Raw genomic sequence first — 12,259 nt, 5'->3', positions numbered from 1 at the left:
TGCTACCGCTGCTTACGATTGATAACTCACAGTTTACTCAAACAGGCCTATTGAACAGGCGATGACCGACAAAACCAACGGTTTAGTGTAGCCTGATAGCGGCGTGGCGTCATGACTCTTGCCGTTACCTGACGGCATTCTGGACTCTGTAACTGCTCCGACACACTAAACTGCCAGTGTTTACTCGACAGGGATGCCGCATTATCAAGAGCAAACGGATGATACGGTACGCCTGCTTCATAGGCTTCCAACTGCTGTATCGCAAACCGCCAGGCCTGACGCTGCTGCCACTGATGCTGAAATGATTGCTGTAATATCTGGTGATATTGCAGTAATCCCATCAGCGACACGGCAAACAGCAGCGCCGCCACCAGCGTCTCCGGCAAGCTAAAACCAGATTGATGATTCACACATTCCTTGTTCACTGCGCTATTCCGTTGCATCACAGCGCATCACATCCTTATCAGGGCAAAAATCCAGCCAGCCGTTACCCACTGGTCGAATAGCATTTTGACCCGATGACAGCGCCAAAAATGACACGCGCTGGTACAGCGTCAACGGTCGCACCGAACCGGGTAGCGTCCCTTCACCACGCAGTAGCCCCTGCCTCCCATCCGAGGCCGCACGCAGGCACACCACTAGCTGTTCCTCCGACAGTTGCTGACACTGCCAGCTTTCCGTTAGCGCATTCCAACGCCGCCCTTTTCCCCAGTTCAATGAGGACAGTGCCTGATTGAAGGCGCGCAGATAATGCCGCTCATCGTTTCCCACCTGAATGGCAGTATCAAGCTGACGTTGCAAACCAGACATCAACAACAGGCCAATAACGGCGATCAGCAGCACCATAGGCAGTGTTCCACTTCCCGTTTGCCATCCTTTCTTCATGGGTTACGCCCCAGTATCAGGCGGGTAATATGTTGCTTAACGGCAGGGCGTTTGGCCCAGAATCCCGCCAGTTGCAATTCATACAGCGCCACATCATTTTGTGTAGCCAGACGCTGTAACCGGAATAGGGTGAGCACGACCTCCTGCGGATCAAACAGTTTCTCCCATCGGTCGCCCTGGCAATTGTGCGCCCCGCTTTGAATTTCCAACGAGCGACCGCGCAGACGATAGCCAAAAGACTCGGCATCCTGCTGCTCTCCACCATCCCAAATACCATTTCGGTTCAGATCGTAAGAGACATTCAGGCAGCTGTTTTCCATCTCTCCCGGATAGTTCCCGATGCTAATCGCCTTCCCCTGACAGGTTCCCGCACAAAAACCGGCCCGACGGATATCTTTCTCAATCCCCATCGCTACCTGACTAAACAGCTGTTCCAGCCGGAAAAACTGTGCACTGTCCTGACTTTGACCACGCAACAGAGGGTATAGCTGCGCCGCCGACAGCATAATCAGGCTGCCTAAACTCAGCGCTAACAGGATTTCCGGCAAGGTGAAACCGCGCTGTTTACGCCATCGATTGACTCTCCCCAGCGCCGTGTCCCTCAACACAATTTGCTTCAGCATAAGGGAATCGCCAGAACCACTTGCGATTCGCTGCACAGACGCATACGCCCCCTCACAGAGATGATGAGACGCAACTGACCCGCAGCGTTCGACAGCGAGATGTGCCCGGCCTGTGCCGCATTACGCAAGCCAAAAAACGTAAACACGTTACTGGTGGACTTTGCCAGCACGACATCCTGCGTACGACGTACGAACTGTCCCGAATGGTTCTCACGGCATGTCTCTCCAGACTGTTTTTCATTCTGGCTCGCGACCATGCACCATCGCTCCCCCTGCGAGATGAGCTTCGCCGTCCGGGTTTCGTTATGCCAATAGGCATTGGCCTGAACCCGGTTCAAAAAATCCAGCAGTTGCTGCGCACTCTGCTCCAGACGAATGGCCTGCTGATACTGAATCCAGCCATGCAGGCCGCCGCCAGCCATCAGCACCACGATCGTCAACACCACTAATAATTCAAGCAAGGTAAACCCTCGCGGTTGTCGATTCCCTGTTTTCATGGCGTCAGGATAGTGAGTCTTATCAGCAAAAACAGCGTGTTAACGGCGTTATACGTAGCGGCTCGCAATGTTTTACTGCAACAATGTAACAACAGAAAAAGCGTGCGGGGAGGCGGGGGAAATGAGGGAAACAAAAAGGGCCGCATGACGCGGCCCTGAAAAGTGTGGGGAAGTTTTAGATCGCAACCGGTGCTTTGATGGCGGGATGCGGATCGTATCCCTCGATTTCAAAGTCCTCGAAGCGATAGTCGAACAGCGTATCCGGGCGACGCTTGATCACCAGTTTAGGCAGCGCACGCGGTTCACGGCTCAGCTGTAAGTGCGTCTGTTCCAGATGGTTGTTGTACAGATGCGTATCACCGCCAGTCCAGACGAAGTCACCCACATCCAGATCGCACTGCTGCGCCACCATGTGCACCAGCAGCGCATAGCTGGCGATGTTGAACGGCAGGCCAAGGAAGATATCGCACGAGCGCTGATAAAGCTGGCAAGAGAGTTTGCCATCCGCCACGTAGAACTGGAAAAACGCGTGGCACGGCGCCAGCGCCATTTTGTCCAACTCGCCCACGTTCCAGGCAGACACGATAATGCGGCGGGAATCGGGATCCTGTCTCAACTGGGTCAGGACATTCTTCAACTGGTCGATCTGGCGGCCGTCTGCGGCTCCCCATGAGCGCCACTGCTTACCATAAACCGGCCCCAAATCGCCGTTTTCATCTGCCCATTCGTCCCAAATACTGACTTTATTTTCATGCAGATAAGCAACATTGGTATCGCCGTTCAGGAACCAGAGCAGTTCATGAATAATTGAACGCAGGTGGCATTTTTTAGTGGTAACCAGCGGGAACCCGTCCTGCAAGTTGAAACGCATCTGATGGCCGAAAATAGAACGCGTTCCCGTGCCGGTACGGTCGGCCTTCGGCGTGCCCTCTTCAAGCACTTTTTTCATCAGATCCAGATACTGTTTCATACTACCTCACCACAAAATTAAAAAAGGACGGCGGATTATTGCTGCGCAGGCTGACGACGATAGGCCCAGACCATCATCAAAATACCCGCGATCACCATTGGCAGCGACAGAATTTGCCCCATGCTGAACAGATCGCCGAACAGCCCCAACTGCGCATCTGGCTGGCGGAAGAATTCGGTGATAATTCGGAACGTACCGTAACCGATCAGGAAAAGCCCTGAGACGCTGCCCATCGGCCGAGATTTACGAATAAAGAGATTCAGGATGATAAACAGCGCCACACCTTCCAGCATCATTTGATACAGTTGGGAAGGATGACGCGGCAGCATGCCATACTGATTGAAAATCGCCTGCCACTGCGGGTTGCTGACGGCCAGCATCATATCTTCGCTGCGCGAACCTGGGAACAGCATGGCCCACGGGGTATCCGTCGTCACGCGCCCCCACAGTTCGCCATTGATGAAGTTGCCCAAACGACCAGCTCCCAGCCCAAAAGGAATCAAGGGAGCAATAAAATCAGCGACCTGAAAGAAATGGCGTTTGGTGCGATGCGCGAACCACAGCATGACGCAAATAACGCCCATTAAGCCACCGTGGAACGACATACCGCCATCCCAGACTTTGAAAAGATAGAGCGGATTTTCAAGAAATGACGGGAAGGCATAAAACAGAACATAGCCCAAACGCCCGCCGACGAAGACCCCAAGGAACCCCATATACAGCAGGTTTTCGACTTCATCTTTGGTCCAACCACTACCCGGTTTATTCGCCCGACGCACCGCTAACCACATGGCAAATACAAAACCCACCAGATACATCAGCCCATACCAGTGCAGCGCCAATGGGCCAATAGAGAAAATCACTGGGTCAAACTGAGGAAACGCCAGATAGCTTGTCGTCATCATTCACCACATATTTTATTGTGTTATCCCTGCTTTCGGGATCGTCATTGATAGGCAAAAGGCAGGAGAATGAATCCGTTCCTGCGAACCGCGGTGGCGAATCATAGCATACGCACCCGCGCTCGTTGCTTGCATCGGGGAAAAGTTCTGTAAAACATTGAGTCGCTATTAAACATTTACTCGCAATTAACTGTCGATGTATTCGTCAATATCGCCTCACGTCAACTTAGCGCCCGCCGCGAATCAAGCCGCCCAGTCCGCGCTCTTCCATGAAAATCGCCGCCCACTGACGGACTTCCGCCGCGCTTTGCGCGCCCAGCAATTGTTGTACTAACGCCTGCGACTCAGCCAGCGTAATCTGGCGTAGCAGATATTTAATTCGCGCAACGCTGCGCCCGTTCATACTGAGCGAGCGATAGCCCAGCCCGGTCAGCAACAGTGCGCCAAGCGCTTCTCCCGCCATTTCACCGCATACGGAAAGCGGGATGTTATGTCGCTCGCATTCGACAGCAATCATGTTCAACGCCTGCAACATGGAAGGATGCAGACTGTCATAAAGCGATGCCACATGCGCGTTGTTACGATCTACCGCCAGCAGGTACTGCGTCAGATCGTTGGTGCCAACCGAAACAAAATCGATGCGGGAAGCCAAATGAGGAAGCAGGAACAGCATCGATGGAACTTCGATCATGATGCCGATCCGCGGTTTAGGCTGCGGGAAGCCCAATAATTCTTCGACTTCGCCCGCCGCCTGATCGATCAGGCGACGCGCTTCACTGATTTCATCCAGACTGCTGATCATCGGCAACAAAATGCTGAGATTGCCACTGTGCGCGTTAGCCCGCAGCATGGCGCGCACCTGAATCAGAAAGATTTCAGGTTGATCGAGCGTAATCCGAATACCGCGCCAGCCAAGACACGGGTTCTCTTCGCTAATGGGCAAATAAGGCAGCGGCTTATCTGCGCCGATATCCAGCGTGCGCAGCATCACCGTGCGCGTAGGGTAAAGCTGCAACATGCTTTGGTATTGCGCCATCTGTTCATCTTCGGACGGAAAACCGCTTTGCAGCATAAAAGGGATTTCCGTACGGTACAGACCCACGCCATCAACTTGATTGATGAAACGCTTTTCGTGTTCGGCGCTTAACCCGGCATTCAACATGACCTGAATACGTTCACCGCTTTTCAGCACGGCAGGCTGTTCCATTTCGCCTTCGGCTAGACGGGTCAGCTCGTTTTCTTCCGTCAGCAGACGCTGATATTCCTGTACCAGCACGGGTTCAGGATCGACCAACAGCTCACCGCGATAGCCGTCGATAATCAGCAAGCGCTGATGCAGCAGATCGGGCTGAATGTCCGCCCCCACCAGCGTCGGAATCCCCATCGCACGCACAAGAATCGCCGCGTGAGAATTAGCCGCACCATCGTACACAACAACGCCCGCCAGCCGCTCTGGCGGCAGCTCCGCCAGCAGCGTCGCCGTTAATTCGTCCGCTACGAGGATAAAGCGCTCAGGCCACTGCCCCATGATTTGCGCGTTATCATCGAGATGAAACAGCAGCCGTTGCCCCAACGCGCGCAGATCGCCCGCCCGTTCTCGTAAATACGTATCCTGCAAATTGGTGAACTGCGCGGCAAAACGTTCGATCACCAGTTTTACGGCCCACTCGGCGGCGTTGCCCGCATTTACTTCCTGAAAAAGTTCTCGTTTTAGCCGCGCATCATTCAGCAAGTGCGAGTACAAATCGAAAATCGCCGCGCTCTCTTTTTGCGCACTAGCGTTAAACCGCTTGCTGAAACGACGGAATTCCGCCGTTGCCTCTTCCAACGCCTGCGTTAAACGGGAGCGCTCACGCTCGCTGTCCAGACTCGACGCGGGAAATACTTGATCCAGAGAAGGCTGAGTACAATCCTGCCAGCCAGGGGCGATCGCCACACCGGGAGCGGCAACCAGCGCTTTCACGCGCGTCTGACGGTATTGACCGAAGAGCGTTTTGATCTGCGAAAGGGAGAGAATAGCGGCCATCTGCGTGGCCAGCGTCACCATGAACGATTCTTCGTTTTTATCAAACTGACGATGTTCACGCTGTTGCACCACCAGTACACCCAGCAGGTGGCGACGGTGGATAATGGGAACGCCAAGAAAAGAGCGAAAATGTTGCTCTTTCACCGCGGGGATATATTTGAAACTGGGATGAGCACGGGCATCGGCCAGGTTGATAGGCTCAGCGCGTTGACCAACCAGCCCGACAATACCTTGCCCAAACGCCAGCGTAACCGTGCGCCCGCGCGGCTTTTTCAAGCCACGCGTTGCCATCAGGTAATAGCATTGACGATCGTGATCGGCCAGATAAATGGAACAGACTTCCGTGTCCATAGCCTGACAGGTCTCATTGACCAGAATGTCCAGCGCATCACTAAGGCGGGCAGTTGCCGCAACGTTTTCGACAATTTCTCGCAAGCGCGTGAGCATAATGTGCCTGAATTACCCTCTTTTTCGCCGAGGACCGGATGGCGTTGTCATCCGAGCCGCAGCACTCTCCTGAAGCAATATCACCGGGTTGATAAATTCCTTCATCACGCGACGATACACATCTCGCTTAAAAGAGACGACCTGACGTACCGGATACCAGTAACTCACCCAGCGCCAACCATCAAATTCCGGCGTGCCGCTGCTCTGCATATTGATATCCGACTCATTACACATCAACTGTAGCAAAAACCATTTCTGCTTCTGGCCGATACAGACCGGTTTTGTATCCCAACGCACCAAACGCTTTGGTAATTTATAGCGTAACCAGTTACGGGTAGATGCCAACACGCGCACATCCTTTTTTCTTAACCCGACCTCTTCAAACAGTTCGCGGTACATCGCCTGCTCAGCACTTTCACCGGGGTTAATCCCCCCCTGCGGAAACTGCCAGGAGTGCTGACCATAGCGCCGGGCCCACATCACCTGCCCCTGCCGATTACAAATTACAATACCAACGTTTGGGCGGTAGCCATCATCATCGATCACCGGACTACCTCGATAAACATCAATGCAAAGATGACCTGATTGTTTCACACTCCCGTCAGGCGGTAAACCACTGCTTAGAAAGCATGTGATACTAATAAAATTAAGATAACCCACAGATAAGATCAAAGTTATAAACACGTGAAGACTGGAATCCGCAATTTATTCACTTTTTCTGTGGACATCTTTGTGCAGAACCCATGAAGAAGTGAGTAAAACTCATTTTTGATGAAGAAAAAAAACCACCATAAATTAAAAAATAGTGCTTTCTATTCATAAAATTACAAACCGTTTTACTGGCAATGGTGAACCCTTGATGCTTGTTCAAATGGCATACAATGCAAGATTGGCGAAAGATCGCGCTACGTCGATTTTATCCACAGGTAATGCCTCAAACTCAGGCAATAAATAGGCAAAAACAGCAAAAATGCCGCGAGTCAAGGCTGTAAATCGAACCAGTAATTCATGTTTATGTGGGTTATCCAAGAAATCTGTGGATAACCTAGTGTAAGATCCTGTTTATTGTCGGTGGCTATACGTGAACAGTTTGCAAAACCCAGCAAAGTGATCGCCATCACACTGAAAAAAAGCGCTACGAATCATGCTATTATTGTTTTTCTCCACCGTCTTGCAGGCTGTGCATGGGTACTCCCCATCTGTTGTATTTTTTTTGAGCGGAAAAATATCGGGCTATACGCTATGAATTCACCCACGGTTCACACGACTGCGCCGCCACATGAGCACGCTTTGCTGGAACGCGCACAATCCCTCGCGGGTTATAATCTCGCGGAATTAGCGGACATCGCACGCTTGCCGCTTCCCGCCAACCTGAAACGCGATAAAGGCTGGATTGGCGTCTTGCTGGAACGTTTTCTGGGAGCCAGCGCAGGCAGCAAGCCCGAGCAGGATTTCCCTGACATCGGCGTTGAGCTAAAAACCATTCCGATTGATGAACAAGGTAAACCGCTGGAAACCACTTTCGTTTGCGTTGCGCCGTTAACAGGCAACAGCGGCGTTACGTGGGAAAGCAGCCACGTACGACACAAGCTCGCACGGGTGCTATGGATTCCAGTGGAAGGCTCGCGACACATTCCATTGGGAGAACGCCGTATTGGCACGCCGCTGATCTGGAGCCCCAGCGAAGAAGAAGAGGAGCAGTTGCGCTGCGATTGGGAAGAGTTAATGGACCTGATCGTGCTTGGTCAGGTAGAAAGCATCACCGCCCGGCATGGAGAAGTCCTGCAATTACGTCCCAAAGCGGCAAATAGCCGAGCACTAACGGAAGCCATTGGCGAATTTGGCCAGCCAATTCTGACCTTGCCGCGCGGGTTCTACCTGAAAAAAACCTTTACCGCGCCGCTGCTGGCCCGCCACTTTATGCAGCTCAGCAACTGAGCGTCATTAGGCTATGCTTCATCAGTACGATACTTCGTCGTACACTGGTTTTATTGCGACAAGGGAATATGACCTGGGAAAAGCCTGACGCCGACCCAGAGTAAAAGGGACGCCAGCACATGGAGCACATGCGAAGTATGACGAGTATATCTTTACGACATCACACTTTCGCTTGCCTACGCACCGAGCTGGCAGAGTATAATATCGTTTACGTTTCGTTTAAGGTGTATTGATATAATGTTTGATTGGATTGTTGATCCGAACGCATGGTTGGCATTGGGAACGCTGACTATTCTGGAAATCGTTCTTGGGATCGATAACATTATTTTCCTGTCTCTGGTTGTCGCCAAACTGCCTAAAGCCCAACAAAACAAAGCACGCCGCATCGGGCTGATGGGGGCGATGTTGATGCGTTTGGGGCTGCTCGCTTCCATTGCCTGGGTCATGCGTCTGACTGACCCGCTGTTTACCGCATTCGACAACGAAATTTCCACGCGTGACCTGATTCTGTTCTTCGGGGGGCTCTTCCTGATCTGGAAGTCGAGCAAGGAAATTCACGAAACCGTCGAAGGCGGTTCAGAAGACCATACTTCCAAGGTGTACTCTTTCTTTGGCGCGATTGTGCAAATCATGCTGCTGGATATTATCTTCAGTCTGGACTCGGTGATAACCGCCGTTGGCCTGTCTGACCATCTGTTCATTATGATGGCAGCCGTCGTTATCGCCGTTGGGGTCATGATGTTCTCCGCGCGTCCTATCGGCGAGTTTGTCGAACGCCACCCGTCCGTCAAAATGCTGGCCTTGTCGTTCCTGATTCTGGTCGGGTTCACCCTGATTCTGGAAAGCTTCGACGTTCACGTACCGAAAGGCTATATCTACTTCGCCATGTTCTTCTCAATGTCCGTCGAGGCGCTGAACCTGCTGCGCAGTAAAAAAGAGAAAACGGCACACTGATCGCCGCAGAGTGAGCGCTCAAAACGCCAAACGACCTAATCAGGCGGCCACCAGCCGCCTGATTACACAAAATTAACGCCCCCAACACGCATTTTTTCCATTATTCCTACGTTATCCCTCTCAACCCTTTGCTAGACTCACTTAAGTTTTTGCATTTATTAACGGGTTAATACAATGAAAGTACGGATGAAAATGGCAGTCACACTGGCGTTATTATTTACCCTTGCGGGCTGTTCCAGTGACTACGTGATGGCGACAAAAGAGGGGCAAATGCTTCTGACGCAGGGAAAACCCGTGCTGGATAAAGATACCGGGCTGCTCAGCTATATCGATGAGCAAGGTAATCAGAAACAGATCAACAGCGACCAAGTTTCCCAGATCGTGCAGCGCTAACGGCAGCGTTAGCCCGATATTCCCCCCATCGGGCGACGCACTCTGGCAGAATCCTGCTAAAGGGCAGCAGAAGAGACTTCCCCACTCGCCACGGCTTCGTTATAGTCAAATTCAGGTGTGTTCTCCCAAACTCATTGGAATCGCAAAAAATCATGCGGAAATGAGGAGAAAGACACCTGCTATTTTCAGACATAAGGAAGCTGGCAATGCAATATCACCGTATTCCCCATAGTTCTTTAGAAGTGAGCGTGCTGGGTCTTGGTACGATGACCTTTGGCGAACAGAACAGCGAAGCAGACGCTCATGCCCAGTTAGATCACGCCATTGCCGCAGGTGTTAACCTGATTGACACAGCAGAAATGTACGCCGTTCCTCCACGCCCGGAAACACAGGGGTTAACCGAGAGCTATATCGGTTCCTGGCTGAAATCCCGTGGCGGCCGTGAAAAACTGATTGTGGCGAGCAAAGTCTCCGGTCCTGTGCGCGGAAACGATCACAGCATCCGCCCGCAGCAGGCGCTGGACAGAAAAAATATCCGTGCTGCGCTGGACGCCAGTCTGCAACGCTTGAACACTGACTATATCGACCTTTATCAGTTGCATTGGCCACAGCGCCAGACCAATTGTTTTGGCAAGCTGGCCTATCAATATACTGACGACAAACCGGTCGTTACGCTGCTGGAAACGCTGGAAGCGCTGAGTGAACAGGTTCGTGCCGGTAAGATTCGCTACGTCGGCGTCTCTAACGAAACCCCGTGGGGCGTGATGCGCTATCTGCATTTGGCGGAAAAACACGATCTGCCGCGCATTGTGTCTATCCAGAACCCCTACAGCCTGCTGAACCGCAGTTTTGAAGTCGGCTTAGCGGAAATCAGCCAGCATGAAGGCGTAGAACTTCTCGCCTATTCGTCACTGGCATTCGGTACGCTGACGGGTAAATACCTGAATGGCGCAAAACCCGCTAACGCGCGCAACACGCTATTTAGCCGCTTCACCCGCTATACCGGCCCGCAGGCTCAGGCGGCCGTTGCCGAGTACGTGGCGCTGGCGCAAAAGCACGGTTTGAATCCGGCGCAAATGGCATTGGCATTTGTGCGTCAGCAGCCGTTCGTCGCCAGCACGTTGTTAGGTGCGACCACGCTGGAGCAGTTACAAATCAACCTCGACAGCCAAAACCTGACGCTGGACGGCGAGATCCTTGATGAACTGGAAGCGATCCACCGTCGATTCACGTTCCCAGCACCGTAAACGACAAAACCGGGCACTGCCCGGTTTTCTTTAATGGGTTCACAAAAACAATGGGTTCACAAAAACAATGGGTTCACAAAAACAATGGGTTCACAAAAACAATGCATTCACAAAAACAATGCATCCACAAAACAAGGCGTGAACAAAAACGCTGAACGATTACTTCAGCGTTTGCAGCAGGCTCTTGCGCTGGTTTTCTAACGACGTCACGCGACTGCATACGTCATTACCAAAACGCTGGAACTCCAGTTCCTGATTATTCCACTCGGCCTGAATCGCTTTCTGCAAACCGCCTAGGTTGCCCATCATTGCCTGTAGCGGGTTACCGCCGCTTGACATCTGTTTTACGCCCATCTCGTTCAGGCTATCCTGCAAGACGCCGCCCATGCTTTGCTGCACGATCTGCTTGCCATCTTGCTCAACCTGTTTAATCGCCTGATGGTGGAACGTCAGACCATCACTGCGGTGTTCGATAATACGGTTCATCTGCTGTTTGAGCTGTTTATCCAGCGTAGTCAGACGGTTACGCACATTGCTGTCGCTGCCGAGCTCCTGCACGATCACTTTATCCAGCGCGACTCGCGCTTTTTCAAGATGCTGTTGCGCGCCCTGATCGATCCACGGCAGTTGCTGGCGCAAATCCGCCTGATAGGCTTTAGCCTTCTGGCGCTGTTCGGCATTCAGGGTAAGCGGCGTACCGTTACGGACGATGTCGCCCTGCGGGGAAAGCTGTAAATTGCCGCTGGCACCCACGACCTGCACGTGCTGCGGACTAATAATAATGTCGTCCTGCGGGTTCACGTTGCACTGGTAAGCTGCCTGCGCTTGCCAGGACAGCAACATCAATAAACCCAAGGTCATTTTACGCGACATATTTTCTCCTGAAGAAAACAACGGCAGTAGCGAGAAAGCAGCAATGTGCCCTTTGATGAGGCGGATAACGCCTGAGCCATCATCCGCTCAGGCGCTTTTTTACTTAGCTTAACGCGTTGGTGTAAACCAAAGCTCTTCTGCTTTTACTGAAGCAAAAATTACAGCAGGTTTTCTGGCAGATCCCACCAGATATCGAACAGATCGCTGACTTTCACATCCGTCAGTTTCTGTTCTTCCAACCAGCGACTAACCAGTTGGCGGTGTTCTTCGGTACAGTGACCCAGTTTTTGCAAGCAGATGAGACCTTCCCAGTACAGATAACCGCTGCCTTCAAATGCCAGACCCTGTGGTTCAATCACCTCATCAACGAACTTATCCATCAGTTGATCGATGTCTTCCACGTTAGTGCCTTCAGGAAAGCGGAAGCTGACCGAAAAGCCTAATTCCTGAAACTCATCAATGTGCAGTTTTTTACGTAAACGACGGCTACGAGCTTGTGCCATT

Annotated in this window: 14 protein-coding genes; 4 read left to right on the top strand and 10 right to left on the bottom strand. The window is 52.2% G+C overall.

Features of this window, described 5'->3' with window-relative positions; genetic code table 11:
- Positions 1-47 precede the first annotated feature (47 nt).
- The 8 genes from LCF41_RS04830 to rppH all read right to left on the bottom strand — a co-directional run bounded on the left by LCF41_RS04830 (position 48) and on the right by rppH (position 6,896).
- Positions 48-443, bottom strand: coding sequence for a prepilin-type N-terminal cleavage/methylation domain-containing protein (locus LCF41_RS04830; RefSeq protein WP_225088100.1), 396 nt, complete (start codon positions 441-443; stop codon positions 48-50).
- A complete protein-coding gene (locus LCF41_RS04825) occupies positions 430-885 on the bottom strand; it encodes a YgdB family protein (protein WP_225087118.1) in 456 nt (151 codons plus the stop codon). The genes LCF41_RS04830 and LCF41_RS04825 overlap by 14 nt, the downstream gene beginning before the upstream one ends.
- Positions 882-1,508 carry a prepilin peptidase-dependent protein gene (locus LCF41_RS04820; protein ID WP_225087117.1) on the bottom strand — a complete coding sequence of 209 codons (627 nt, stop codon included), beginning with the start codon at positions 1,506-1,508 and terminating at the stop codon, positions 882-884. Before LCF41_RS04820 ends, LCF41_RS04825 begins: the two co-directional genes overlap by 4 nt.
- Positions 1,502-2,005: a prepilin peptidase-dependent protein gene (locus LCF41_RS04815; protein WP_225087116.1), complete on the bottom strand. Its 504-nt coding sequence runs from the start codon at positions 2,003-2,005 to the stop codon at positions 1,502-1,504. Before LCF41_RS04815 ends, LCF41_RS04820 begins: the two co-directional genes overlap by 7 nt.
- Positions 2,006-2,180: 175 nt before the next feature.
- Entirely contained in the window at positions 2,181-2,975 is a 795-nt protein-coding gene (gene thyA / locus LCF41_RS04810; RefSeq protein ID WP_225087115.1) for a thymidylate synthase, read from the bottom strand.
- 35 nt (positions 2,976-3,010) lie between these two features.
- Positions 3,011-3,877 carry a prolipoprotein diacylglyceryl transferase gene (gene lgt / locus LCF41_RS04805; RefSeq protein WP_103971920.1) on the bottom strand — a complete coding sequence of 289 codons (867 nt, stop codon included), beginning with the start codon at positions 3,875-3,877 and terminating at the stop codon, positions 3,011-3,013.
- 226 nt (positions 3,878-4,103) lie between these two features.
- Positions 4,104-6,350 (bottom strand): phosphoenolpyruvate--protein phosphotransferase, encoded by a 2,247-nt coding sequence (ptsP, locus tag LCF41_RS04800; RefSeq protein ID WP_225087114.1) that lies wholly within the window; start codon positions 6,348-6,350, stop codon positions 4,104-4,106.
- A gap of 12 nt (positions 6,351-6,362) precedes the next feature.
- Positions 6,363-6,896: an RNA pyrophosphohydrolase gene (gene rppH / locus LCF41_RS04795; RefSeq protein ID WP_225087113.1), complete on the bottom strand. Its 534-nt coding sequence runs from the start codon at positions 6,894-6,896 to the stop codon at positions 6,363-6,365.
- A 696-nt stretch (positions 6,897-7,592) separates the two neighbouring features.
- On the opposite strand from rppH, the gene mutH reads away from it, so the two are divergent.
- The 4 genes from mutH to LCF41_RS04775 all read left to right on the top strand — a co-directional run bounded on the left by mutH (position 7,593) and on the right by LCF41_RS04775 (position 10,882).
- Positions 7,593-8,288: a DNA mismatch repair endonuclease MutH gene (gene mutH, locus LCF41_RS04790; RefSeq protein WP_225087112.1), complete on the top strand. Its 696-nt coding sequence runs from the start codon at positions 7,593-7,595 to the stop codon at positions 8,286-8,288.
- 237 nt (positions 8,289-8,525) lie between these two features.
- A complete protein-coding gene (locus tag LCF41_RS04785; RefSeq protein ID WP_225087111.1) occupies positions 8,526-9,242 on the top strand; it encodes a TerC family protein in 717 nt (238 codons plus the stop codon).
- 186 nt (positions 9,243-9,428) lie between these two features.
- Positions 9,429-9,635 (top strand): YgdI/YgdR family lipoprotein, encoded by a 207-nt coding sequence (locus LCF41_RS04780; RefSeq protein WP_284144945.1) that lies wholly within the window; start codon positions 9,429-9,431, stop codon positions 9,633-9,635.
- A gap of 206 nt (positions 9,636-9,841) precedes the next feature.
- Positions 9,842-10,882, top strand: coding sequence for an NADP(H)-dependent aldo-keto reductase (locus tag LCF41_RS04775; RefSeq protein ID WP_225087109.1), 1,041 nt, complete (start codon positions 9,842-9,844; stop codon positions 10,880-10,882).
- A 159-nt stretch (positions 10,883-11,041) separates the two neighbouring features.
- Here LCF41_RS04775 and LCF41_RS04770 read toward each other — a convergent pair whose 3' ends face one another.
- A complete protein-coding gene (locus tag LCF41_RS04770; RefSeq protein WP_225087108.1) occupies positions 11,042-11,755 on the bottom strand; it encodes a YggN family protein in 714 nt (237 codons plus the stop codon).
- Between the two features lie 158 nt (positions 11,756-11,913).
- Complete coding sequence (locus LCF41_RS04765; protein ID WP_180743640.1) at positions 11,914-12,258, bottom strand: YggL family protein; 345 nt, start codon at positions 12,256-12,258, stop codon at positions 11,914-11,916.
- Between the last annotated feature and the right edge of the window lies 1 nt (position 12,259).

The sequence above is a fragment of the Pectobacterium colocasium genome (assembly GCF_020181655.1).
Classification (GTDB): domain Bacteria; phylum Pseudomonadota; class Gammaproteobacteria; order Enterobacterales; family Enterobacteriaceae; genus Pectobacterium; species Pectobacterium colocasium.
Note: the sequence above shows the minus strand (reverse complement) of the source record. Positions and strands in the feature narration are given on the sequence as shown.